Consider the following 24,008-nt stretch of genomic DNA (forward strand, 5'->3'; position numbering starts at 1 on the left):
ATTCACGCTTTTCATTAAAGCGTGAATGCTTGACCAACGCATGTACCTTGGCTATTCTCAAAGTGCGATTGCGGAGGACGCAATGAAAACATCTGCCGAGAAAGTCAATCCCCACCTGGTGCTCGACGCCATCAAGCACAAGATCGCCTGCGAAGTGCTGGCGCGATTTACGATTGCCGAAATCAAGGAGCGGTCGCTGTCCAATATTCGGCGTTGGCGAGCCAACGGCACGAGCGGACAAGCCTATGATGCCTGGGAGCGCCTTGCTATGGATCCTGATGACGGCAAGATGATTGCTGTCATGGAAGGAACGAGCGACTATAGCAACCAGTTGCGTCAGTCACCGCCATTCGTGGGTATGCTCGATAAAGAGCTGGTGCGGAAAATCAATGAAGAAGTCTCAGGTTGAACACGTTCTGCGTGCCGCCAGCCGGATATGCGATGACAAGGAGTTCGTCATCATTGGCAGCCAGTCATTGCACGGTAAGTATCCCGACATGGCCGATGATATGATGATGTCGTTTGAACTAGACCTGATTGCCAAGAATCGCCCCGGTGATACCGACTTTTTGAACACCATCGGCATGGATTCAAGATTCCACGAAGAATTTGGATATTATGCAGATCCGGTTGACGAGAAGACGGCCGTTTTGCCGCGTAAGTGGAAGGAACGGCTGGTGCACCTTAAACTCGACGGTGCAGATACAGGCCTCAAAGCATACTGCCTTGAACCACACGATCTGGTCGTTGCCAAGCTGGCAGCCGGGCGTGACAAGGACAAGATTTTTATTCGCGAACTTTTGCGACACAATCTGGTGAAGCTCGATGTCATCGGTAAGCGGCTGGCGCAAACACCAGTACCGCCGTCCCAACGGGCCTCCATGACAGCCTTGCTGAAGATGATCGAGGCCATGCAGTAAGGCCGTTAAAGCAACTCATTGAAAATAACCACCCTTCCGGCGATAGAGTTGCAACGCAACATGCTATACTAGCCGGCTTTCCGTACAGCTTTTTGTGCGCACCCGCAGTTTCTCCGCAAATATACGACTATGTCCACTACTAAACGCGCAATTCGCAACATTGCAATCATCGCCCACGTTGACCACGGTAAAACCACTCTGGTTGACCAACTGCTCCGCCAGTCCGGCACCTTCCGCGAAAACCAGGCGGTCGATACCCGTGTCATGGACTCGAACGATCTCGAAAAAGAGCGCGGCATCACGATTCTGTCCAAGAATTGCGCAGTCGAGTACGAAGGCACCCACATCAACATCGTTGACACCCCAGGCCACGCCGACTTCGGCGGCGAAGTGGAACGTGTTCTGTCGATGGTTGACTCGGTCCTGCTGCTGATCGATGCACAAGAAGGCCCGATGCCACAGACCCGCTTTGTGACCCGCAAGGCGCTGGCCCTGGGCCTGAAGCCTATCGTCGTCGTCAACAAGGTCGACCGTCCAGGTGCACGTCCTGAATGGGCGATCAACCAGACCTTCGAACTGTTCGACAAGCTGGGCGCCACCGACGAACAACTGGACTTCCCGATTGTTTACGCTTCGGGCCTGAACGGCTACGCCGGCCTGACCGAAGACGTACGCGGCGGCGACATGAAGCCACTGTTCGACGCCATCCTGCAACACGTACCAGTCCGTGATGACAATCCGGATGGTCCGCTGCAGATGCAAATCACCTCGCTCGACTACTCGTCGTACGTGGGTAAAATCGGTATCGGCCGTATCAACCGCGGTCGCGTTAAAACCGGCCAGGACGTCATCGTTCTGAACGGTCCAGGCGCCACGCCGATCAAAGGCCGCATCAACCAAGTGCTGAACTTCAAGGGCCTCGAGCGCGTGCTGGTGGACGACGCTGTTGCCGGCGACATCGTGCTGATCAACGGTATCGAAGAAATCGGCATCGGTTCGACCGTGTGCGCACCGGACACCCCGGAAGCGCTGCCGATGCTGACCGTCGACGAGCCTACCCTGACCATGAACTTCATGGTCAACAACTCGCCGCTGGCTGGCCGCGAAGGCAAGTTCGTGACCTCGCGTCAACTGCGCGACCGTCTGGACAAAGAACTGAAAGCCAACGTTGCTCTGCGCGTGGCGCCTACCGACGACGACACCACGTTCGAAGTATCGGGCCGTGGCGAGCTGCACCTGACCATCCTGATCGAAAACATGCGTCGCGAAGGTTTCGAGATGGCTGTATCGCGTCCACGCGTGGTGTTCAAAATGGTGGATGGCGTGCGCCACGAGCCGTACGAGCAACTGTCGGTTGACGTTGAAGAAGCCAACCAGGGCGGCGTCATGGAAGAGCTGGGCCGTCGTCGTGGCGACCTGCAAAACATGGAATCGGACGGCAAAGGCCGTGTGCGTCTGGAATACCGTATTCCAGCACGTGGCCTGATCGGCTTCCAGGGCGAATTCATGACCCTGACCCGTGGTACCGGCCTGATGAGCCACGTGTTCGATGCATACGCACCAGTCGACACCTCGAAAGGTGAACTGGGCGGCCGTCGCAACGGCGTGCTGATCTCGCAGGACGACGGCGCCGCTGTTGCCTACGCTATCTGGAAACTGCAAGATCGCGGCCGTATGTTCGTGGTCCACAACGACCCGGTGTACGAAGGCATGATCATCGGTATTCACTCGCGTGACAACGATCTGGTCGTCAACCCGATCAAGGGCAAGCAGCTGACCAACGTGCGTTCGTCGGGTACCGACGAAGCCGTGCGCCTGGTGCCGCCGATCCAGATGTCGCTGGAATACGCAGTTGAATTCATCGACGACGACGAACTGGTGGAAATCACCCCGAAATCGATCCGTCTGCGCAAGCGCTTCCTGAAAGAGCACGAGCGCAAGAAAGCATCGCGCGAAGCGTAATCGCTTCTGCCAGACCAGAAAGCCGCCTTCGGGCGGCTTTTTTTATTGATGCGTATCACTGCCAGATGAATCAATGCTGGCCTCGGCAAGATTTCCATGATCCGGATTCGTTTGCCTTTTCTCCGGTGCTGGAGTACTTTGGTGCATGGCAACATGACTGGAGGATTTCTGTGAGTGAAGAGAAGAATAACCCCTGGGCCGGCCTGTTGAACTGGCCCGGCAGCCCGTTCAACGTCGCCCAGCAAGGGCTTGATTACTGGGTGGACGCTTGCCAGCGGTCGATCCTGTTCCTTGATGTGCTGCGCCAGCGCGGCACCGATACCATCGCCCGTGCCGCCAAGACGGCGCCGCATGTACTGAGTTTCCCGTTTGAAATCATCATGGATGGCCGCACGCTCGAGCGGCCCGTGAATTACGGCCTTTGCTACATCGCGCCGCCGGACGGCGTCGCGCCCGACCCCACCAAGCGCCCGTTCATCGTGTTCGACCCGCGCGCGGGCCACGGCCCCGGCATCGGCGGTATGAAGCACGACAGCGAAATCGGCGTCGTGCTCAAGGCCGGCCACCCGTGCTACTTCGTCGGCTTTACGCCGGTGCCGGTGCCCGGCCAGACCATCGAGGACGTGTGCCGCGCCGAAGCGGCGTTTATCGCCCACGTGGCCGAGCGCCACCCGCAAGCCGATGGCAAGCCGGCCCTGATCGGCAACTGCCAGGCCGGCTGGCAAATCATGATGACTGCAGCGTTGAAGCCCGACCTGGTCGGTCCGCTGGTACTGGCCGGTGCACCGCTGTCGTACTGGGCTGGCGTACGCGGCAAGAACCCGCTGCGCTACCTGGGCGGCGCGCTGGGTGGCACCTGGATGACATCGCTTGCAGGCGACCTCGGCAACGGCATCTTCGACGGCGCCCAACTGGTGGCCAACTTCGAGAAGATGAATCCGTCGAACACGCTGTGGAGCAAGAACTACAACGTCTATTCGAAAATCGATACCGAGGCGCCGCGCTTCCTGGAATTTGAAAAGTGGTGGGGCAACCCGGTGCTGCTCAATGCCGGCGAAATGCAGTACATCGCCGACTCGCTGTTCGTCGGCAACCGCCTGAGCGAAGCGGCGCTGCTCGACAGCGACGGCCACCGCATCGACCTGCGCAACATCAAGTCGCCGATCGTGGTGTTCTGCTCGTGGGGCGACGACATCACGCCGCCGCAGCAGGCGCTGGGCTGGGTGCTGGACCTGTATGAAGACGACGCCGCGCTGGTCGCCGGCGGCCAGACCATCATCTACTCGATGCACCAGAGTATCGGCCACCTCGGCATTTTCGTTTCCGCCTCGGTCGCCAACAAGGAGCACGAGGAGTTTACTGCCGCGATGGACATGATCGACATCATGCCGCCCGGCCTGTACGAAGCGGTGTTCCTGGAAAAAGACGAGGAGATGCTGCAGGAAGAACTGGCTGCCGGCGACATGATGGGCGGCGACTACGTGATGCGCTTCGAGCGCCGCACGCTCGACTCCTTGCGCGCGCTGGGCGGCAACGATGCCGAAGACGAACGCCGCTTTGCCACCGTGGCGCGCGTGTCGGAAATCAATCAGGGTTTGTACCGCACCTTTGTCAGCCCGGTCGTCAAGAGCCTGGTGACCGAGCACAGCGCCAAGCAGTTGCGCGAAGCGCACCCGATGCGCTTGCGCTACACGGCGTTCTCGAACAAGAACAAGCTGCTCGATGGCATCCCGGCGCTGGCCGACAGGGTACGCGCGCAACGCCGCCCGGTCGCCAAGGACAATATTTTCCTGCAAATGCAGGATGCCATGTCGAAACAGATCGTCGCCTCGCTCGACGCGTACCGCGACGTGCGCGACCAGGCCACCGAGAAATTCTTCCTCGATGTGTACGGCTCGCCCGTGTTGCAGGCAATGGTGGGCTTGCGTGCCGAGAACGGCGCGCCGCGCCGCATCGGCCGTGACCTGGCGCGCGAAGCAGCACTCGACGCCTACCGCACCGCCGCCGCCGGCAAGACCGCCGAAGGCGGCACGACCGAAGCGATCATTCGAGGACTGCTGTATATCTACCGCAGCCCGGAGATGAGCGCGGCCGACGAACGCGCGTTTGCCACCATCCGCCAGTTGCGTTTGCGTACTGCCGATGACCAGGAATTGAGCGTCACCCGCTTCAAGACCGTCTTGCGCGAGCAGTACCTGATGTTGCAGGTGGCCGAGGAGGCAGCAATGCGCGACTTGCCATTGCTGCTGCCGGACGACCCCGACGCGCGCGCGACTGCACTGGGCATCGTGCGCCAGGTGGTGGGCGCCACCGGCACCGTCACCGGCGACGCCGCCCAGCGCCTCGAGCGCGTGGCCGCGATGTTCGGCCCCAAGCTGGCGGTGGTGCGCAAGAAAAAGCAGGGGAGTGATGCGGCGTAGTTACCGCCAGCTCGAGACCTCGGCTCCGTCATTCCCGCGCAGGCGGGAATCCAATTCCGCAGCGCCGCGCGGGCATAAAGCGCAGTCAACACTGATCGCCTGACATTGGATTCCCGCCTGCACGGGGATGACGTTTTTTAAGTCAGCAATTTCTATAGCGCCTTGCGCATGAACACGCTGAGCGGATCGTCGCGGTAATCGCCGTACGGTCCGCATTGTTCGAAGCCGTGCCGCGCATACAGCGCAATTGCCTCCGGTTGAGCAGGCCCGGTCTCCAGCACCATCATCGCACAACCGGCCGCGCGCGTGGCTTGTTCCAACGCCGTCATCAAGCGCTTGGCCGCACCCATGCCGCGCGCCTCGGGCTTCACATACATGCGCTTGATTTCGCCGTATTCGCCGGACAGCACCACCGCCGCGCAACCGACGATGGCGCCCGCCGCATCGCGCGCCACTGCAAACTTCACTTCGGGCTGCATCAACGATGGCAAGTCGAGCGCATACACGCTCTCGGGCGGATACAGGGTCAGTTGGTAAGCATCGAGATCGGCAATCAGGGCGATGATTTCCGGCTGGTTCGGCGATTCAAAAGCGATGTGCAGCATTGGCGCGGTTTTCCGTGGCAGGTAAAACGCCAAGTATCGCGCCGGCCGGCTATTGCTGCAAGTCGGGCGTGATGCTGCGGACGACCTTGCCGGTTTCGTCGAGCATCTGGATCTCGGCCTTGCCGTCTGCACCGACCAGCAACATCATGCGCACGCGTCCCTGCGCATCCTTGAGTTGCAGCGATGAGCCCTGCGCCGCAGTATTGCCGAGCCAGATGCGGTTGACGGAGAGCCTGCCTTGCTCGGTCAGCTTGTTCCAGTAGGCTTTGCGTCCCGCTGCATCGAGCTTGCCTGCTTCTTCGCGGAAGCGCGGGTGATCGTCCATCGACGTGACCTTGAAGTTCGGCACATCGTTGATGATCAGTGCGGTCTGCTGCGATTTTTCGCTGTCGGTGTTCAGCAGTTGCAGCGCCTGGTCCTGGCGGAAGCGGTCGAACGTCAGCGACAGTCCCGAGTTGACCTTGCCGGTGCCGTCAATACTGCCTTTCTGGAGAAAGCCGCCGTTTTCCGTACCTTCTTCATTGATAAACAACATGCCGGCAAACGTGCGGCGGTTGGGGCGCTCGATTTCTTTGCCCTCATGGAAGGCGCCGGGGAACTGGGCGCGATTCGAAATAACGAGGCGTTTGGTGCCGTCGGGCTCGACGATATTGATGCGGCCGACCGTGATCTCGTCAAAATTCGCCTTCCTGCCGGGATCGCTCGAACCGGTGAGCACAAAGACTGCTGCCAGCGCGCTGGCCATGGTGGTGGCGCCGGCCAAAAAGGTTCTCAATTGCGACATGGTGTCTCTTTTGTCATGATTGGTTTGTTTAATTATCGGAAGTGCGGGTGATGCGCCGGGCTGCCGCCCGCAGCCGCCATTCGACGAGCAGGATCAGCGGTGCGCAGAAAGCGAGCAGGGCGCCCAGGTATTGCAGGATCCGGTTGGCCTCCGAATGGACGTAGCGTTTGTCGGCCAGTTCGAACATGCGCCGTCCGCCTTCCACATTCTCGAAATACACGCTGCCGTGGTCGCGCCACGACTCGACCGTCATGCGCCTGATCCGTTTCGATTCGAACTCGGCCTGCAAGCGCGCAATTTCTTCGATGGTGATGATCTTGGCCATCATTCTCATTTCCTGGATCCGGCGGTATTGCTCGAAGATGGTCTCGGATTCGCCGGGCGCGATGACGCCGTTGGAAACATATTTGTACTGATTGTTGGGAAAGAAGATGCCGTCGTTTGCCGCCAGCATCATGGCAAAGCCCAGTGCCGCAGCGGCGGCTGCACCAAAGATATAGCGCCGCGCATGGTGCACGCGCCGGATGGTCACGCCTTCGCGGAACTGGCTCACTTGTGGAATATGGCGCAGCGATGCCTGCGTATCCTGGTCGAGATCGGCCAGGAAAACTTCGGGCGCCATGCCCAGCGCCTTGATGATGCTGCCGAACATCTCGGCCGATGGCTGCGACTTGTCGTTCTCGAGCTTGGAGAGATAAGACTGCTCGATGCCGATCAACTCGGCAAACTGCGGTTGGGTGAGGTTCTTGTCGGTTCTGATCTGCTTGAGCCTGGCGCCGAAATTCATGGTTGTCCCTGGTGACGAATGATTGTTGTCTGAGGCATATTCTTCGGGATTCATGCTGGAATGAGAAGGTGAATATGCGGGAATAACGATGAATTTTGTTATTTTTGCCAACTATGCGGGAAATACGGCCGGGGCGGCGGGGTGGCGTTTGGCGGTATAATGACGACCCCCATACCCCACCAGCAGTTGCCGCCATGACCACTCCCGCTCCGCACACCACCGACATTGCCGCCGACGCCGCCCCCGTGCCGGGCCGCCGCCTGTCCGTGGCGCCGATGATGGACTGGACTGAATTAAGATAAAAAATCGTTATAAATCAAAGGATTTTGAAATGTTGTGGCAGTTATTTGTGGCTGTTGCCATGTTGTGCCACAGAAAAACAACACTTCCCCCTTCGAGGTTTCCGCACTTCAGCATCCTCGATGTCAAAATTAAAATTGCTATCGAATAATTATTTTCGATAGAAAATATTTCAGCACAGAAATCAAAAAAATGGCGGTGTGACGTTCGTTCGGGAAAACTGATTGACTTGAGCTGCTAATCTTTCCTCATTGAATTTTTCATGAGGAAATGATGAACGCGACAGTTTTTCTGGGGATGAAGTATCAAAAATTAACCATTACGCTCAGCCAAGCTTGCGATGAGCTGGGGATTGCTGCTGGGTAGATTCCTCGTCACCATATAGTACGGCGAACGTACAATCAAGCGGACTATCTAGCGCATCGCGCCACGATGATGCAGGCATGGGCGGATTGGTTGGATAAGTGGAAGTTGGACGACAAGGCCAGTTGATTTTGGCGCGCCGCCAGTGACGTTTGGTGCCCGGAATTGAGGCCCTCAAACGGATGCTAGTCACGCCGAACAATGCACCTTTTTTCACTCGGCGAGAGATACCTAATCGAAGAGGGTTTTTTCAGAAGCCAGATGCTAAAATCGCACATACTTCTTGCCCTTTTTAATTACTTATGAGCCAACACTCTAGACCCAAGTGTGCCTCGTCGGATAACCAGAGTGTTCCATGAATGCAGTAGAAATCGAATCAGCAATTTCAGACTTGGCGCTCCTGCCGTTTGACCCTACGGAGTTCCCATACCTATTCCTACAGGCGTTCGGTAACAAGGAAACAGCCCTCAAGCGTTTGCGCACGGGTAACAATAACACCTCGGACGTGGCTAGGGGCGTACTCCAACGCAACAATATTCATATCGCGGTATGCGAAGTCGGCGCCGTGGGCGCAACCCTGAATGTATTGCGCGCCAGCTCGGCCACCACAAAGGCCAAGGCTAAGTTCATCCTCGCTACGGATGGTCAAACCCTTGAAGCCGAAGAGCTGGTCAGCGGCGAAACGGTCACCTGCGCATATACGGATTTCCCCAACCACTTCGGGTTTTTCTTGCCGCTGGCCGGTATCTCGACCATCAAGGAGATCAGGGACAATCCCATCGACGTACGCGCAACTGGTCGGCTGAACAAGCTCTACGTCGAACTTCTTGGGGAAAACCCTGAATGGGCGAAGGCAGATCGCCGAGCCGACATGAACCACTTCATGGCACGGTTAATATTCTGCTTCTTTGCCGAAGACACCGATATTTTCGATGGCGATGGTCTGTTCACTAAAACCGTGGAGCAAATGAGCGAGCGCGATGGGACTAATACACATGATGTAGTGTCTGAAATTTTTCGCGCGATGAATGTCAAGCTTTCCGATCGTGATACCGTCCAACCGCGCTTGCCGACCTGGGCCAATGCCTTCCCGTATGTCAATGGGGGCCTTTTCTCCGGCAGCACCGAAGTGCCGCGCTTTACCCGAATGGCGCGTACTTATCTAAGCCATGCCGGCAATCTTAACTGGAAGAAGATCAATCCTGACATTTTCGGCAGCATGATTCAAGCGGTGGCCGATGATGATGAACGTGGTGCCTTGGGCATGCACTATACCAGCGTGCCTAACATTCTCAAGGTGCTTAATCCCTTGTTTCTAGATGAGTTGCGATCGCAATTGAATGATGCCGGTGATAACAAGATCAAGCTACTGAACCTACGTAAGCGCATGGCGCACATCCGTGTGTTTGACCCTGCGTGTGGCTCTGGTAATTTCTTGGTCATCGCCTACAAACAGATGCGTGAAATCGAGGCAGAAATTAACCGCCGTCGTGACGAATTACATCTTGGCAGCGAGATTCCGTTGACCAACTACCGAGGCATAGAGCTACGCGACTTTCCAGCAGAGATTGCACGGCTGGCGCTGATCATTGCAGAATTCCAGTGCGATGTTTTATATCGCGGACAGAAGGACGCGCTGCTTGAATTCTTGCCGCTTAATACACAGAACTGGATTATCTGTGGCAACGCACTACGTTTGGATTGGTTAGGTTTAATGGATGCTGACCGAACGGGTGTGAAGCTGGTAGCGGACGATCTGTTCGGTACCCCATTGAATCAAACTGAAATCGACTTTGAAAATCAAGGTGGCGAAACATTCATTTGCGGCAATCCGCCCTATTTGGGTAGCACATGGCAATCGGCTGAACAAAAAGATGACCTCAAAGCTATTTTTGGTCACCGTTGCAAAAACTGGAAATCGCTAGACTATGTAGCAGGCTGGTTCATGAAGGCTGCTGATTATATTGAGAAGACAAAAGCCGTTGTTGCTTTTGTATCCACCAATTCTATTTGTCAGGGGCAGCAGGTGCCCATTCTCTGGCCACTGATTTTCAGCACCGGCAATAAAATTGTATTTGCCCACACCTCCTTCAAATGGGCCAATTTAGCCAGTCACAACGCGGGTGTGACTGTGGCGATAGTAGGTCTATCGTCGCAAACCAAAGCGCTTGGACGCTTATATTCCATCGCCAATAGTAGCGAGGCCGACGTGGTAGATGTGAAGGATGTGGAGTACATCAACGCGTACTTGGTCTCGGGAAGCAATGTGATGGTGGAAAAGGCATCCCGTCCCTATGGCGAATTGACGGAAATGCTACGTGGCAATATGCCCTACGACGGTGGACATCTGCTGCTGTCTAGGGATGAACTCAATGCGCTTGGTCTGACACGAGAGCAGCATGCCCGTTTTATTCGCCGCATTTATGGGTCAGCGGAGTTCATTCGGGGTCTAGAGCGCTATTGCCTATGGATTGAAGACTGCGACCTAGATGCAGCAATGCACATTGCAGCTATCCGGCAGCGCATTGAAGGTGTGCGTGCGATGCGTCTAGCGAGTCCGGACAAAGGCGCCAACGACATGGCTGCGTATTCACATCAAATGCGGGAAAAAAATATAGGGATGAAGCATACAATTGTTATGCCGTGCGTTTCATCTGAAGATCGGGAGTATTTGCCGGCGGGGTTAATTGATAATAATTCAACGATTACAAATCTAGCTTTCGCTCTTTATGACGCGCCTCTTTGGAATTTGGCTCTGATGGCGTCGCGTGTGCACCTAGTTTGGATTGGAACGGTCTGCGGCAAAATGAAAACAGATTTTCGCTACTCCAACACTATCGGTTGGAACACTTTCCCTGTGCCATTGCTCACAGAGCAGAATAAGGTCGACCTGACCGCTTGTGCAGAGGACATACTGCTGGCGCGTGAAGCTCACTTCCCCGCCACGATCGCCGAACTGTACAACCCTGAACGTATGCCGGATAACCTGCGTCGTGCCCACGAGCGCAACGATGAGGTGCTGGAACGCATCTATATCGGTCGTCGTTTCAAGAACGACACCGAGCGGTTGGGAAAACTGTTTGAACTTTATTCGAAGATGGCGGTTGCAACTACAAAGCCCTCCACAAAAACGACCCGGGGAAAGAAAGCAGCATGAACGAACACTTCAACAATCCAACCAACGCATACACTGTGCCGTCGGTGTCCATCACAACGGCACATACAGGCGCTTCAAGCAAAGCCAATGAGATGGGAATGCGAGCCATGCAGGAGCGCGCCTACGCCAAGCGTGGCGAGCAATATCTGCTAATTAAATCTCCACCGGCTTCAGGCAAGTCCCGCGCATTAATGTTTGTCGCGCTGGACAAGCTCAATAATCAAGGCATGCGGCAGGCGATTATTGTGGTGCCGGAACGTTCCATTGGTGGCAGCTTTGCCGATGAACCGCTAAGTAAGTATGGCTTCTATTGGGATTGGCAGGTGGCCCCACAATGGAACCTGTGCAACGCGCCTGGCGTGGACGAGCCACGAGTGGCGAAATCCAAGGTTGACGCTGTGCGTAAGTTCCTTGAGAGTACCGACAAGGCGATGGTCTGCACCCATGCCACGTTCCGCTTTGCAGTCGAAGAGCTGGGCATCGAAGCGTTCGATAACCGCCTGATCGCAATCGATGAATTTCACCATGTCTCCAGCAATCCCGACAACAAGCTGGGCAGCCAGTTGGGCGCGCTCATCGCCCGCGACAAGGTGCATGTAGTTGCTATGACCGGCTCCTATTTTCGGGGCGACAGCGAGGCAGTGCTGGGGCCTGCAGACGAGGCCAAATTCGAGACCGTCACGTACACCTACTACGAGCAGCTGAACGGCTACCGTTGGCTTAAATCACTGGACATAGGCTACTTCTTTTACACGGGACCTTACGTTGATGCAATCACCAAGGTGTTGGACCCGGCGTTGAAGACGATTATCCATATTCCGAATGTGAATGCCCGTGAAAGCCTCAAAGACAAGCAGCGCGAGGTTGATGAAATCATGCATGGCTTGGGCGAATGGAAAGGCGTTGATCCAGTTACCGGCTTCCATATCGTGAAGGCGGCGGATGGTAGCACCCTGAAAGTCGCCGATCTGGTGGATGACAGCGATCCAGCCAAGCGTTCCAAGGTACTCACCGCATTGAAAGACCCTGCGCAAAAAGACAATCGCGATAACGTGGACGTCATCATCGCGCTGGGTATGGCGAAGGAAGGCTTTGATTGGATTTGGTGTGAACATGCACTGACCATCGGCTACCGCAGCAGTCTGACAGAGATCGTGCAGATCATTGGCCGCGCCACCCGTGATGCAGAAGGGAAGGAACGATCACGTTTCACCAATCTGATCGCAGAGCCAACAGCCGACCAATCCGCCGTGGCCGAAGCCGTGAATGACATGCTCAAGGCTATTTCTGCCAGCTTGTTGATGGAGCAAGTGCTGGCGCCGCGCTATGAGTTCACGCCGAAAAACGCTGGGCCGAAGGATGGTTTCGACTACGGCGAATCTGGCTACAAGGAGGGTGGGCACAATGTTGGCGTCAATCAGGAAACAGGTCAGTATCACGTGGAGATCAATGGACTGGTAACGCCACAAAGTTCGGAGGCAACGCGCATCTGCAAGGAAGACCTGAACGAAGTGGTCACCAATTTCTTGCAAGACAAGACTGTGCTGGAACGAGGTTTGTTCGATAAGGAAAATACCTTGCCGGAAGAGCTTACTCAGCTACGCATGGGCAAGATCGTGCGGGAGCGTTACCCGGATTTAAGCGACTCCGACCAAGAGGCCATTCGCCAACACGCAATTGCCGCCATGAACATCACGCAGCAGGCAAAGTTGGCGTTGGCGCAGGGCGATGCCAACGGCAGTGCAGTGCAAGGGAGCACTGCATTGCTGGACGGGGTGCGCAAATTCGTCAACGTGCGCGACTTGGACATCGACCTGATCGACCGCATCAATCCCTTTGATGCCGCCTATGCCGTGTTGGCGAAAGCGATGGATGAAAAATCACTGCGTCAGGTGCAGGCCAGCATCGCCGCCAAGAAGCTGAGCATTCCCGAGGACGAAGCCCGCGAACTGGCGAAGCGCGCCTTGCAATTCAAGACTGAGCGCGGGCGGTTGCCAGACCTGAATTCCGCTGATGCATGGGAAAAACGCATGGCAGAAGGCATTGCCGCGCTCGCTCGCTACCGCGCGCAGGCAAAAGCCAAGGCGGCCCAGGAGCAAGGAGAATCAGATCATGGCTGATATGAACGATGACGATTTGCTGGACGCGTTGGGCGTAGAAGTCACGCCGCTAAAAACCTCCAGCCGTACACCTCGTGAAGAGCGCATTATTGCCGGCTTCGAGGACATTCTGAGCTTCCAACAGGCACATGGCCGCATCCCACATCACGGTGAAGGTCGTGACATCTTCGAGCGCCTTTATGCCGCGCGTCTAGATCAACTTCGTAAGTTACCGGCAGCCCAGTCACTGCTTGCCGAATTAGATGGTCCGGGACTGCTGTCTGGAGTGGCGGCCCCGCTCGATGTGGACTCTATGGACGAGGACGCATTGCTGGCAGAGTTGGGGATTGATATGGCTCCCGATGATCAGAGCGACATTACGGTGTTGCGCCATGTGCGCTCTTACGTCGAAATCAAGGCGGCCGAGGAAATTGCTGACCGCACGCCCTGTAAGGATTTCGATCACTTCAAGCATTTGTTTGAGGCAGCTGATGCGGGTCTCAAGGCGGGTACTTGGATGACCAAGCCCTTTGTGAAGAACGCCAGTATTGAATTGGGAGATTTCTTTATCGTTGGCGGCCAGACAGCTTATGTAGCCGAAATGTATGAAGGCACTAAAACCAAGGATGGCCGTGATAACCCGCGACTGCGCGTCATCTTTGATAACCATACCGAAAGCAATCTGTTATTGCGATCCCTTTCGCGTTCGCTTTATCCTGATGGAGACGCGCCCGTAGGCCGCCGCCTGATCATTAAAGATGATGGCCCATTGTTTGGTAGCGCGAAGGAGCCGGATGACATTGAATCCGGCACCATCTATGTTCTGCGCAGCCAGTCGAGTCATCCATTCGTCGCGGAGCACCGCGAATTAATTCACAAGATTGGCGTGACCGGCGGCAAGGTGGAGACGCGTATTGCTGGTGCAGAAAAAGATGCCACGTACCTGCTGGCGGCGGTGGAGGTGGTCGCCACCTATAAGTTGCACAATCTGAGCCGGATCAAATTGGAAAGCATCTTTCATCGCCTGTTTGGGCAGGCTCAGCTTGACTTGACGATTGATGACCGCTTTGGAAATCCGGTCAAACCACGGGAGTGGTTCTTGGTGCCGCTTCAGGTCATTGATGAAGCGGTTCAGCGCATTCGTGATGGTTCGATCACCAGCGTGATGTACGATCCTGTGACGGCCAGCCTGATCGACCAGCCACAGTGATGGCGGCGGCGAAGTGCCACACTTCTTATTTCTCTGGTGATTACTGGACGCACTGCTGAGCCTTGCAGCCGTATTCTCGTCAGGCACTCGTTTGCTATTTTTGCGTGGGTGGGAGCCGTTCGCATAGTTAGCGTTTCACCCAAGCCCCGCGCTGGGTCTGACGAGCTTTTTGCGCCATTCTTGCTGCACGCTTGAGGCGTCCGGCAGTGGGTCTTTTCGATTTCGGACCAAGATTGTTTTATCTATTTCGTTCAAATCAGACCAACGCAAGCTGGTAATTTCCTCCAATCGCATCGCTGTCGAACGCGCAAAGTCTATCAGGACGGGAACCGGGATTTTCTGCCGTTTCTTATTCGCATAGTATTCCCGCAGCAGGGCCACTTCGGCTTCTGTTGGCATCCTCGTGCGTTCTTCCGATTTGGGGTCAAGTCCGAGTCGAGGAAAGTGTGTGCGCGCATCGTCCACGACAGTAGGATTGATCGAGAGCCGAAGAACCCGTCGCGCAAAATCAAGGATGGATTTGATGTACCCAAGGTCCATTCCGATCGTAACGCCGCCCGCGTCAGGCATCCGCATCTTAATGAAGTCCAACAGGTAGTGCTCATCGATGTTCTTTATTAGGCTGTCTCCGATTGTTCGCTTTAACCTTACCATGGTGAAAGTTTTGTCTTTGCCGAAAGGCGACAAAGTTGCATCTTCAGCAGTAAGGCGTTCGCTCAACGCCGCGTTCTTCGCTGCCTTGAGGGCTTTGAGACTCTTCACCTCGATGGCTTCCTCGATGTATTTGTCGATAACACTGGCAATTCGGATCGCACCGGTACTCAGGCCCGGTATGATTTTTCGGGTTATCATGTCGGCCTCTGTCGTCTTTGCCCATGCAATCGCGTCTTGCTTTTTGTTAAAGTTCTGAGACATCGATGGAAATCCGTGCTTTCGAATCCTAGCTTGCCACTTGTCGCCAATTGGTAGAATAGTTGCCATTAATCACTCCTTGGTTCTTTATAGAAAAGTTTTCGACAAAAACTATCTTAGAGGAACGATCAGGTGTGTGGCAAAAGTTGTGGCAGTTGGAAGTGAAAAATCGTGAGAAATCGTGAGAAATCGTGAGCCTTTAATGAAGTCTTAAGAAGTTAAAAAAATGCAATATACGTTTGAAAATCAAGTACATACCGAGAAAATGGGCGCTCGAAGGATTTCCGTGGCACCCATGATGGACTGGACCGACCGCCACTGCCGCGTGTTCCACCGCCATATCAGCCAGCACACCTGGCTGTACACCGAGATGGTCACCACCGGCGCGCTGGTGTATGGCGACGTCGAACGGCACCTGCGCTTCAACGACGAAGAACACCCGGTCGCGCTGCAACTGGGTGGTAGCGACCCGGCCGACCTGGCCACCAGCGCGAAACTGGGCGAGCAGTGGGGCTACGACGAGATCAACCTCAATTGCGGTTGCCCGTCCGAGCGGGTACAAAAGGGCGCGTTCGGCGCCTGCCTGATGGCGGAGCCGCAACTGGTGGCCGATTGCGTGAAAGCCATGCGCGACGCGGTCGATATCGACGTCACCGTCAAGCACCGCATCGGCATCGATAAAACCGAAAGTTACGATTTCGTGCGCGATTTCGTCGGTACCGTGGCGGACGCGGGCTGCACCACGTTTATCGTGCACGCGCGTAACGCCATCTTGAAAGGGCTCTCGCCCAAGGAAAACCGCGAAATCCCGCCGCTCAAGTACGACTTCGCCTACCGCCTCAAGCGTGATTTCCCGCAGTTTGAAATCATCATCAACGGCGGCATCAAGACCGAAGCCGAGATCGACGAGCACCTGCGCCATGTCGATGGCGTGATGCTGGGCCGCGAGGCGTATCACAACCCGTTCCTGATGGCCACGTTCGACCAGCGCTACTACGGTGCCACCACCGAGCCGAAATCGCGCGCCGAAGTGCTCGAAGCGATGATCCCGTACATCGAGGCGCAGCTGGCGCAGTACGGCCCGCTCGGCCTGAAGATGAATTCGATTACACGTCATATGCTGGGCCTGATGCAGGGTTTGCCGGGCGCCAAGTCGTTCCGCCAGACCCTGTCGGACTCGAAGCAACTGGCGACCGGCGACGCCACCCTGGTGCGCCAGGCCGCAGCCCGCCTGGGTTATGCCTGATTCCAGCCTGATTCCTGCCTGATTTTCGCCGCAATGCCCTGACACTTCCGCACCACCACCGGCGCCTCCCGGCGCCGCGTTTTCAATGACACTTTCATCCAACTATTTGGGTGACTAGCAAGCATAATTTTCAAGTGTTGGAATTTCCACTCAGAAATTATGTTTCCAGTGCATCTAGATATTTTTTACTTGCCCTGCGGAAAAATTTGCCTCTATAATCCTTTCCATACACCTCTATCCACCGTCTTTCGTGTGTGTATTGCGACGCAAAAACGACAACGCGACGCTGGTGGGGCGCCAAATTTTGCATTCGCAGTCATTGTTTGCTAATGTCATGTTTTGTTTCTTAGCTGCAATGTTTGGATTGGCTGTGTCCTACCCCCCGACAGGCCGTTCAGGGCAAATTCTTATCAACAGTGTCACTTACGAAGAGACGAAATGAATTTAGCAAAAATGAAAGTTGGCATGCGCCTGGGCCTCGGATTCGCCCTGGTCCTGATCTTCCTGGTCGCGGTGACCACGGTTGGCATCTTCCGCATGGCACAAATCCAGGATCGCCTCGATCACGTCATCAGCGTCAACAACGTTGTCACCCGCCTGGTGACCGACATGCGCACCAATGTTGCTACCCGCGTCAGCACGCTGCGTATCCTCACCCTGCTGAGCGATCCGGACGACATGGCCAAGGACTTGAGCAATGTCAAAGCCCTGGCAGCGGCCTACGCCGATTCACAAAACAAACTGAGCGCCAAGTTCGCCGTTGAAGCCCTGCCTGAAGAGAAGGCCCTGCTGGCCACCATCAAGGAACAGGAAGCGATTGCCATGCCGGCCATCGCCAAGGCAACTGACCTGTGGGTGAGCGGACAGGCCGAAGCCGCCACCCGTGTGCTGATCAAGGAAATCCGTCCGGCCCAAGTCAAGTGGATGGCCGCACTGGACCAGTTAGGTGCCCTGGAAGACAAGCTGAACGCCGAAATGCAAGTGGAAGCCGCCAAGGGCTTCGCCAGCGGTCGTACCTTCATGATCATCGTGGGCCTGCTGGCCGTGGCGATCTCGGTGGGCGCAGCCGTGGTGATTACCCGTGGCCTGCTGAAACAGCTGGGCGCCGAACCGGCCTACACCTCGGCCATCGCCAGCAGCATCGCCAATGGCGACCTGGCAATAGCGATCAACACCAGCACCACCGACAAGAGCAGCCTGCTGTACGAAATGCGTGAAATGCGCGACAGCCTGGTCGATATCGTGGGCCAGGTTCGCTCCGGCACCGAAACCATCGGCACCGCCACCCGCGAAATCGCCGCCGGTAACACCGACCTGTCGGCCCGTACCGAAATGCAGGCGAGTTCGCTGGAAAAAACCGCGACTGCCATGGAAGAGCTGACCTCGACCGTGAAACAGAATGCCGACAACGCCCGGGAAGCCAACCAGCTGGCCTCGGCTGCATCGGATGTGGCGATCAAGGGCGGCAAGGTGGTCTCGGAAGTGGTCAACACCATGAGCTCGATCGACGCGTCGGCCAAGAAGATCGTGGACATCATCGGCGTGATCGACGGCATCGCTTTCCAGACCAACATCCTGGCGCTGAACGCTGCGGTGGAAGCAGCCCGTGCTGGCGAACAAGGCCGTGGCTTTGCGGTGGTGGCGTCCGAAGTGCGTAACCTGGCGCAGCGTTCCGCTGGCGCCGCCAAAGAAATCAAGATGCTCATCGATGACTCGGTGGAAAAAGTTGGCGCCGGCACCAAGCTGGTCGGCCAGGCCGGTGTGACGATGGAAGAGGTCGTATCGTCGGTGCGCCGCGTGACCGACATCATGAGCGAGATCGCCAACGCCAGCCAGGAGCAGAGCGCCGGTATCGAACAAGTCAACCTGTCGATCATCGAGATGGACAGCATGACCCAGCAAAACGCCGCGCTGGTGGAAGAATCCGCCGCCGCAGCTAAGAGCTTGCAAGATCAGGCCGACGAGTTGTCCCGCGTCGTCAGCATCTTCAAGCTGGTGGAAGGCGAGGAGCGCGCAACTGCTCCGGTATATGCGCCAGCCCCGAAAGTCGCAGTAGCGAAGGCAGCAGTAAAGCCGATCGCCGCCGCAACCCGTGCCCCGGTAAAGAAACTGGCGAGCAAGCCAGCGCCCGCACCGGCAGCCAAGCCGAAGAAAGTCGTCAACGCGACCATCACCGCCAGCGCTGACGAGTGGGAAGAGTTTTAACGATTTAAGTATTGCCCGGGCTGCTGTCACGTTGTTGCGTGATGGTGGGAACGCCAAGGCGGGCCGGGAACCCGAACCTTTAACGTTGTTAAGAATAATTGAGAGAAATTAAATGACCAAGTTTTCGACCGTAATCGCCGCCTTCCTGCTGTCCGCCACCTCCGCTGCCGCCATGGCTGCAGAAGTTCCGGCAACCATCGATGCCAAGAACTGCAAGGCTGAATATCCAAAAGCGTCGCTGATCAACGAAGAGCAGGGCGACGTCAAGATGGCCTTCCTGGTTGGCGCGGACGGTAACGTTGTTGATTCCAAACTGGAAAAATCGAGCGGCTTCAAGAACCTCGACAAAGCCGCCATGAAAGCACTGTCGGCCTGCAAATTCAAGCCGGGCACCAAGGACGGCGCAGTCGCGCAGACCTGGGCCAAGGTCGACTATAGCTGGAAGCTGTAACACCTGAACCGCCACATTATCCATAGGGGAAAAATCATGATGACGAATAAGCGTATGTTGGGTCTGGTTGCAGCGGTTCTCGTATCGAGCGCACCAGCCGTATTTGCCGCCGAAGTGCCAGCCAGCTTCGACTCCAAGAACTGCAAGGCCGAATATCCTAAAGCGTCGCTGATGAACGAAGAGCAGGGCACGGTGTCGATGTCGTTCCTGGTCAAGCCGGACGGCTCGGTGGCCGACTCCAAGGTCGAGAAGACCAGCGGTTTCAAGAACCTGGACAAGGCTGCCATCAAGGCCCTGTCCGCCTGCAAGTTCAAACCAGGCACCAAGGACGGCGCGCCAGCTGAAACCTGGACCAAGGTCGATTACGCATGGAAACTCGACTGATTGGATAGTTGTTGCGTACAAAAGGGGAGCCGCTTGCGGCTCCTTTTTCATTTCACGGCACGCACCGTGTAACAAGCTGTAATGGCGCTGCTTTCGCGCTACACTTCCTTTTATAGTGTGATTCTGAACAAGGAGAATTGGCGATGAAATCGATCTTTGCAGTGGTCGGCGTGCTGGCGGCGCTGACGGGATGCGCTACCCAGCAACCTTATTACACCAGCACCCGGGTCGTTCACGACCCCTACCAGTGGCGCACGGTCTCCGTCACGCCGTCCGACCGGGCGCCGGGGCAGTCGTCCGGACCGGTTTATACCACCGAAGAGCTGCCGCCGCAGTCGAGCTCGCGCGTGGTATATACCGAGCAGCCCGTCACCACCACCACGTACATCACCCAGCCATCGACGGTGATCTACCAGCCGGCCCCCGTGTATTACCAGCCGGCGCCGTCGTACTACTATCCGCCCGTGTCGATCGGCCTGAACTTCGGCTTCGGCCGCTACTGGGGCGGCGGCGGTCGCGGTTACTATGGTGGCCATCGCGGCGGCTGGCGTCGTTAAGCGTCGGTACACGTAAAAAAATCCCGCAGTGCCATGCAGGCGCTGCGGGATTTTTTGCTTCAGGAGTTGGCGGTTTGGTTTTAGCGCAAGTGGTAAACCGACACCGACTGATTCATGAGCGCGTTCTCAGTGACCAGCACGAAGGTCGAGGCGACTGCCAACGAGATAAGCAATGTTCCGACTGCGTGGGGGAAAAAGCGTGCCATGACCGGCTCCTGTTCAAAGTAGTTTCCGACAGAGTTATCGGATGACTAAAGGATAAGCCAGCTGTTGCGTAGGAGGGATCAGCCAAACGTCCGACGTTCTGTAGGACAACAGCTTGAGTCTATCTTTTAGTCAACTTTCGAGGTGCTGTTAGCGGTTTTTCCAGACCGTGATCGACGAGGCCGGCGCGGTATCGAGCTTGTCGCACAGTTCCAGCCACTGGGTCAGGCGGTCTGGCTGCTTGAGCGTGATGCCCATGCCGTCGATGATGCCGACCTGGTCCAGGTAGCGCGCATCGATCTTGGCCTTGGAGACGGTGGGCGCGGCCATGACCATGCGGTCGTAGGCCTTGCGCGCCTTGTGCTCCCACTTGTGCAAGCCGCCTTCATCGAAACGGTTGGACTCGAAATACACGGTCAGCGACCCGTCCGGATTGCCGAAACCGACAATGCCGGAACCGCTGCGGATGGCGGCGTTGGTCGATGGCTCGAACAGGGCGGAAGGCACAAACACGCCGGCGCGACCGTCCGTGTCGGGACGTCCTACAGGCGTATCTTTGCTGTAGGTGGAAACTTCAGAGATGGATTTTTCTTCGGACATGATGGGTGGGAGTGTTACGTCGCGTTCTTTCGGCGACACAGCTTCATTGTAGCGCTATTCTAGTTCCCTATGGAAATAGACTTTCAATGAATGTTGTAACGCAGTGTCTCACCCACGGATTTGACCACCAGCTCTGGCAGGGCGGCAGCACCGCGGCCGGCAACCGACCATGCTCTCAATGCGGATCGAGACCGGTACCGGCGACGTCGATTTGGCAAAGCCAAAGCAAAAAGCCCAGTTCGCATTAGGCTGAACCGGGCTTTTCACATAATTCTTTGGGGTGGCTGATGGGGCTCGAACCCACGACAACAGGAATCACAATCCTGGACTCTACCAACTGAGCTACAGCCACCACTGTCTTACTAACTTCGCCTGCTTCGCGGTTTGCTGGGCAGGTGCCGCATTATACAAGCCACTTTGGAAACCTGCAAATCTAAATGCGAGGTTTTTTGCGCAACCGCCGTTTTTTCTAGACGTCGGCCGCTGCCACCGGCGGATCGAGGTCGAGCAGGGCGCGGAAGGCGGCCGACAATGCTGCCGGCCTGGCTGTCGTGAAACCGCGCAACGTGGCCGGGGCAGCGGGCGCGGCCGCACGCAGCAGCGCACCTGTTTCCAGCAGCCGCCCCAGCTGGCGTGCGACGGCGTCGCCGGTGTCGATTAGCACCACGTCGGCGCGGTCATGCGCGGCCAGCACCTGTTCGATGCCGCTGCGCACGAACGGGTAGTGGGTGCAGCCGAGCACCAGGGTGTCGGCGCCCTGGTCCAGCAGCGGGGCCACGTATTGCTCCAGCATGGCGGCTATCTTTGGTGCTTGCAGGTCGCCCAGTTCGATCTGATCGACCAGGCCGACGGCCGGTTGCAGCAGGAATTGCGCGTGGGTGGTGGCGCTGATGTGTTCGCGCAGTTGCAGGAATTTTTCGCCCTTGAGCGTGCGGGCCGTGGCCAGTACGCCCACTTTGCCGTTGCGACTGGCGGCGGCGGCGGGTTTCAGGCCCGGTTCCACGCCGACGACGGGCAGCTCCGGGTACCGCGCACGCACCGCCTTGATGGCGGCCACGGTGGCCGTGTTGCAGGCCACGACCAGCGCCTTGGCGCCGTGGTCGAGCAGGAAGGCCGTGACGGCCAGCGCCCGCTCGACGACAAATTCTTCGGTCTTTTCGCCGTACGGCGCGTGGCCGGAATCGGCAAAATACAGCAGGTGTTCGGCGGGTAGCTGCGCGCGGATATGGCGCAGCACCGACAGGCCGCCCACACCCGAGTCGAACACGCCGATCGGGCACTCGGCTGGATATGGGCGGAGGTCGTTCATCAGGCAGTAACGATGGGCACGTTCAGCTGCTCGATCTTGGCCTTCCATTCCGCCGGACCGGTGTTGTGCACCGAGGTGCCGGCCGCATCGACAGCCACCGTCACCGGCATGTCTTCCACGTCGAACTCGTAGATCGCTTCCATGCCCATGTCGGCAAAGCCCAGCACCTTGGCACCCTTGATCGCCTTGGAGACCAGGTAGGCGGAACCGCCCACGGCCATCAGGTACGCCGACTGGTGTTTCTTGATCGATTCGATGGCGATCGGGCCGCGCTCGGCCTTGCCGATCATGGCGATCAGGCCGGTTTTCTCGAGCATCATGTCGGTGAACTTGTCCATGCGGGTGGCGGTGGTCGGGCCGGCAGGGCCGACGACTTCGTCACGCACCGGATCGACCGGGCCGACGTAGTAGATCACGCGGTTCTTGAAGTCCACCGGCAGTTCTTCGCCCTTGGCCAGCATGTCCTGGATGCGCTTGTGGGCAGCATCGCGGCCGGTCAGCATTTTGCCGTTGAGCAGCAGGGTCTGGCCCGGTTTCCACGAGGCGACTTCTTCTTTCGTCAGCGTGTTGAGATCGACGCGTTTCGATTTCTCGGTGTCCGGCGCCCACGACACATCAGGCCAGGTGGACAGCGGCGGCGGGGTCATGTACGCAGGGCCGGAGCCGTCGAGCACGAAGTGGCCATGGCGGGTAGCGGCGCAGTTCGGGATCATGGCGACCGGCTTCGAGGCTGCGTGGGTCGGGTGCATCATGATTTTCACGTCCAGCACGGTGGTGAGACCGCCCAGGCCCTGGGCGCCGATGCCCAGCGCATTGATCTTGTCGCACAGTTCGATACGCAGTTCTTCGAGCTTGTTCTGCGGGCCGCGCTGTTTCAGCTCGAACATGTCGATGTCTTCCATCAGCACTTCCTTGGCCATCAGCATGGCTTTCTCGGCCGTGCCGCCGATGCCGATGCCGAGCATGCCCGGCGGGCACCAGCCGGCGCCCATGGTCGGCACGGTTTTCAGTACCCAGTCCACCAGCGAATCGGACGGGTTCATCATGATCATCTTGGATTTGTTTTCCGAGCCGCCGCCCTTGGCTGCGACCTTGACGTCCACGGTATTGCCTTCGACCAGTTCCATGTGGACCACGGCTGGCGTGTTGTCCTTGGTGTTCTTGCGGTCGAAGTGCGGGTCGGCCACGATCGAGGCGCGCAGCTTGTTGTCGTCGAAGTTATACGCACGGCGCACGCCTTCGTTGACGGCGTCGGTGACGGTGCCGCTGAAACCTTCGAAGCGTACACCCATGCCGATCTTCAGAAAGACGTTGACGATGCCGGTGTCCTGGCAGATCGGGCGCTTGCCTTCCGCGCACATGCGCGAGTTGGTCAGGATCTGCGCGATGGCGTCCTTGGCGGCCGGGCTCTGTTCGGATTCATACGCGCGCGCCAGGTGCTCGATGTAATCGGCTGGATGGTAATAGCTGATGTACTGGAGGGCGGCGGCAACCGATTCGATCAGGTCTTCTTGCTTTATGATGGTCATGATG

At 57.2% G+C, this 24,008-nt stretch carries 20 protein-coding genes and 1 tRNA gene; 12 read left to right on the forward strand and 9 right to left on the reverse strand.

All coding sequences use genetic code 11. The features are described from left to right. Positions 1 to 82: 82 nt before the first annotated feature. The 4 genes from F8197_RS24000 to F8197_RS24015 all read left to right on the forward strand — a co-directional run bounded on the left by F8197_RS24000 (position 83) and on the right by F8197_RS24015 (position 5,302). Positions 83 to 409 carry a hypothetical protein gene (locus F8197_RS24000; RefSeq protein WP_152884121.1) on the forward strand — a complete coding sequence of 109 codons (327 nt, stop codon included), beginning with the start codon at positions 83 to 85 and terminating at the stop codon, positions 407 to 409. Further along, positions 390 to 920: a DUF6036 family nucleotidyltransferase gene (locus F8197_RS24005; RefSeq protein WP_152884129.1), complete on the forward strand. Its 531-nt coding sequence runs from the start codon at positions 390 to 392 to the stop codon at positions 918 to 920. The genes F8197_RS24000 and F8197_RS24005 overlap by 20 nt, the downstream gene beginning before the upstream one ends. 129 nt (positions 921 to 1,049) lie before the next feature. Next, the gene (gene typA / locus F8197_RS24010; protein ID WP_019921614.1) at positions 1,050 to 2,882 is read left to right on the forward strand and encodes a translational GTPase TypA; all 1,833 of its coding nucleotides are present in this window, start codon (positions 1,050 to 1,052) and stop codon (positions 2,880 to 2,882) included. A 170-nt stretch (positions 2,883 to 3,052) separates the two neighbouring features. Then, positions 3,053 to 5,302: a DUF3141 domain-containing protein gene (locus F8197_RS24015; RefSeq protein ID WP_373996963.1), complete on the forward strand. Its 2,250-nt coding sequence runs from the start codon at positions 3,053 to 3,055 to the stop codon at positions 5,300 to 5,302. Positions 5,303 to 5,454: 152 nt separating this feature from the next. Here F8197_RS24015 and F8197_RS24020 read toward each other — a convergent pair whose 3' ends face one another. The 3 genes from F8197_RS24020 to F8197_RS24030 are packed head-to-tail and all read right to left on the reverse strand — an operon-like array spanning position 5,455 to position 7,478. Further along, on the reverse strand, positions 5,455 to 5,907 hold the full coding sequence (locus F8197_RS24020; RefSeq protein WP_152884131.1) for a GNAT family N-acetyltransferase: 453 nt from the start codon (positions 5,905 to 5,907) through the stop codon (positions 5,455 to 5,457). 49 nt (positions 5,908 to 5,956) lie between these two features. Continuing rightward, positions 5,957 to 6,691 carry a hypothetical protein gene (locus tag F8197_RS24025; protein ID WP_193333554.1) on the reverse strand — a complete coding sequence of 245 codons (735 nt, stop codon included), beginning with the start codon at positions 6,689 to 6,691 and terminating at the stop codon, positions 5,957 to 5,959. 28 nt (positions 6,692 to 6,719) lie between these two features. Further along, on the reverse strand, positions 6,720 to 7,478 hold the full coding sequence (locus tag F8197_RS24030; RefSeq protein ID WP_152884133.1) for a helix-turn-helix domain-containing protein: 759 nt from the start codon (positions 7,476 to 7,478) through the stop codon (positions 6,720 to 6,722). 1,018 nt (positions 7,479 to 8,496) lie between these two features. On the opposite strand from F8197_RS24030, the gene F8197_RS24035 reads away from it, so the two are divergent. Genes F8197_RS24035 through F8197_RS24045 form a run of 3 tightly spaced genes read left to right on the forward strand, consistent with a single transcriptional unit; the run spans position 8,497 to position 14,607 of the window. Beyond that, the gene (locus F8197_RS24035) at positions 8,497 to 11,298 is read left to right on the forward strand and encodes a DNA methyltransferase (protein ID WP_152884135.1); all 2,802 of its coding nucleotides are present in this window, start codon (positions 8,497 to 8,499) and stop codon (positions 11,296 to 11,298) included. Further along, a complete protein-coding gene (locus F8197_RS24040; protein WP_152884137.1) occupies positions 11,295 to 13,418 on the forward strand; it encodes a DEAD/DEAH box helicase in 2,124 nt (707 codons plus the stop codon). Before F8197_RS24035 ends, F8197_RS24040 begins: the two co-directional genes overlap by 4 nt. Beyond that, on the forward strand, positions 13,411 to 14,607 hold the full coding sequence (locus F8197_RS24045; RefSeq protein ID WP_152884139.1) for a GIY-YIG nuclease family protein: 1,197 nt from the start codon (positions 13,411 to 13,413) through the stop codon (positions 14,605 to 14,607). The genes F8197_RS24040 and F8197_RS24045 overlap by 8 nt, the downstream gene beginning before the upstream one ends. Positions 14,608 to 14,742: 135 nt before the next feature. On the opposite strand, the gene F8197_RS24050 is transcribed toward F8197_RS24045, so the two are convergent. Beyond that, positions 14,743 to 15,588 carry a hypothetical protein gene (locus F8197_RS24050; protein WP_152884141.1) on the reverse strand — a complete coding sequence of 282 codons (846 nt, stop codon included), beginning with the start codon at positions 15,586 to 15,588 and terminating at the stop codon, positions 14,743 to 14,745. A 157-nt stretch (positions 15,589 to 15,745) separates the two neighbouring features. Here F8197_RS24050 and dusA point away from each other — a divergent pair, with 157 nt between their 5' ends. From dusA to F8197_RS24075, 5 genes are all read left to right on the forward strand, one after another. Further along, a complete protein-coding gene (gene dusA / locus F8197_RS24055; protein ID WP_152884143.1) occupies positions 15,746 to 16,765 on the forward strand; it encodes a tRNA dihydrouridine(20/20a) synthase DusA in 1,020 nt (339 codons plus the stop codon). Between the two features lie 438 nt (positions 16,766 to 17,203). Then, entirely contained in the window at positions 17,204 to 18,970 is a 1,767-nt protein-coding gene (locus F8197_RS24060; RefSeq protein ID WP_193333555.1) for a methyl-accepting chemotaxis protein, read from the forward strand. 112 nt (positions 18,971 to 19,082) lie between these two features. Beyond that, positions 19,083 to 19,421: an energy transducer TonB gene (locus tag F8197_RS24065; RefSeq protein ID WP_152884145.1), complete on the forward strand. Its 339-nt coding sequence runs from the start codon at positions 19,083 to 19,085 to the stop codon at positions 19,419 to 19,421. 54 nt (positions 19,422 to 19,475) lie between these two features. Further along, complete coding sequence (locus F8197_RS24070; protein ID WP_082488529.1) at positions 19,476 to 19,805, forward strand: energy transducer TonB; 330 nt, start codon at positions 19,476 to 19,478, stop codon at positions 19,803 to 19,805. Positions 19,806 to 19,948: 143 nt separating this feature from the next. After that, positions 19,949 to 20,362 (forward strand): hypothetical protein, encoded by a 414-nt coding sequence (locus F8197_RS24075; RefSeq protein ID WP_152884147.1) that lies wholly within the window; start codon positions 19,949 to 19,951, stop codon positions 20,360 to 20,362. Between the two features lie 80 nt (positions 20,363 to 20,442). On the opposite strand, the gene F8197_RS29210 is transcribed toward F8197_RS24075, so the two are convergent. The 5 genes from F8197_RS29210 to F8197_RS24095 form a co-directional block, all read right to left on the reverse strand. After that, positions 20,443 to 20,568, reverse strand: a complete 126-nt coding sequence (locus tag F8197_RS29210) for a hypothetical protein (protein ID WP_019921624.1) — start codon at positions 20,566 to 20,568, stop codon at positions 20,443 to 20,445. Between the two features lie 148 nt (positions 20,569 to 20,716). Beyond that, positions 20,717 to 21,073 (reverse strand): hypothetical protein, encoded by a 357-nt coding sequence (locus F8197_RS24080; RefSeq protein WP_373996964.1) that lies wholly within the window; start codon positions 21,071 to 21,073, stop codon positions 20,717 to 20,719. A 369-nt stretch (positions 21,074 to 21,442) separates the two neighbouring features. Further along, positions 21,443 to 21,518 (reverse strand) — tRNA-His (locus tag F8197_RS24085). Positions 21,519 to 21,635: 117 nt separating this feature from the next. Next, a complete protein-coding gene (murI, locus tag F8197_RS24090; RefSeq protein WP_152884150.1) occupies positions 21,636 to 22,475 on the reverse strand; it encodes a glutamate racemase in 840 nt (279 codons plus the stop codon). Then, positions 22,475 to 24,004, reverse strand: coding sequence for a fumarate hydratase (locus F8197_RS24095; protein WP_056137463.1), 1,530 nt, complete (start codon positions 24,002 to 24,004; stop codon positions 22,475 to 22,477). Before F8197_RS24095 ends, murI begins: the two co-directional genes overlap by 1 nt. Between the last annotated feature and the right edge of the window lie 4 nt (positions 24,005 to 24,008).

Source organism: Duganella sp. FT27W (assembly GCF_009295655.1).
Lineage (GTDB): Bacteria > Pseudomonadota > Gammaproteobacteria > Burkholderiales > Burkholderiaceae_D > Rugamonas > Rugamonas zoogloeoides.

What these genes read in the sequence shown, in the direction of transcription:
- F8197_RS24020 (WP_152884131.1), bottom strand. Translation starts at nt 5,907, where the DNA reads ATGCTGCACATCGCTTTTGAATCGCCGAACCAGCCGGAAATCATCGCC.
- F8197_RS24035 (WP_152884135.1), top strand. Translation starts at nt 8,497, where the DNA reads ATGAATGCAGTAGAAATCGAATCAGCAATTTCAGACTTGGCGCTCCTG.
- F8197_RS24040 (WP_152884137.1), top strand. Translation starts at nt 11,295, where the DNA reads ATGAACGAACACTTCAACAATCCAACCAACGCATACACTGTGCCGTCG.
- F8197_RS24050 (WP_152884141.1), bottom strand. Translation starts at nt 15,588, where the DNA reads ATGGCAACTATTCTACCAATTGGCGACAAGTGGCAAGCTAGGATTCGA.
- F8197_RS24025 (WP_193333554.1), bottom strand. Translation starts at nt 6,691, where the DNA reads ATGTCGCAATTGAGAACCTTTTTGGCCGGCGCCACCACCATGGCCAGC.
- F8197_RS24060 (WP_193333555.1), top strand. Translation starts at nt 17,204, where the DNA reads ATGAATTTAGCAAAAATGAAAGTTGGCATGCGCCTGGGCCTCGGATTC.
- dusA (WP_152884143.1), top strand. Translation starts at nt 15,746, where the DNA reads ATGCAATATACGTTTGAAAATCAAGTACATACCGAGAAAATGGGCGCT.
- F8197_RS24000 (WP_152884121.1), top strand. Translation starts at nt 83, where the DNA reads ATGAAAACATCTGCCGAGAAAGTCAATCCCCACCTGGTGCTCGACGCC.
- murI (WP_152884150.1), bottom strand. Translation starts at nt 22,475, where the DNA reads ATGAACGACCTCCGCCCATATCCAGCCGAGTGCCCGATCGGCGTGTTC.
- F8197_RS24030 (WP_152884133.1), bottom strand. Translation starts at nt 7,478, where the DNA reads ATGAATTTCGGCGCCAGGCTCAAGCAGATCAGAACCGACAAGAACCTC.
- F8197_RS24070 (WP_082488529.1), top strand. Translation starts at nt 19,476, where the DNA reads ATGTTGGGTCTGGTTGCAGCGGTTCTCGTATCGAGCGCACCAGCCGTA.
- F8197_RS24075 (WP_152884147.1), top strand. Translation starts at nt 19,949, where the DNA reads ATGAAATCGATCTTTGCAGTGGTCGGCGTGCTGGCGGCGCTGACGGGA.
- F8197_RS24065 (WP_152884145.1), top strand. Translation starts at nt 19,083, where the DNA reads ATGACCAAGTTTTCGACCGTAATCGCCGCCTTCCTGCTGTCCGCCACC.
- typA (WP_019921614.1), top strand. Translation starts at nt 1,050, where the DNA reads ATGTCCACTACTAAACGCGCAATTCGCAACATTGCAATCATCGCCCAC.
- F8197_RS24095 (WP_056137463.1), bottom strand. Translation starts at nt 24,004, where the DNA reads ATGACCATCATAAAGCAAGAAGACCTGATCGAATCGGTTGCCGCCGCC.
- F8197_RS24005 (WP_152884129.1), top strand. Translation starts at nt 390, where the DNA reads ATGAAGAAGTCTCAGGTTGAACACGTTCTGCGTGCCGCCAGCCGGATA.
- F8197_RS29210 (WP_019921624.1), bottom strand. Translation starts at nt 20,568, where the DNA reads ATGGCACGCTTTTTCCCCCACGCAGTCGGAACATTGCTTATCTCGTTG.
- F8197_RS24045 (WP_152884139.1), top strand. Translation starts at nt 13,411, where the DNA reads ATGGCTGATATGAACGATGACGATTTGCTGGACGCGTTGGGCGTAGAA.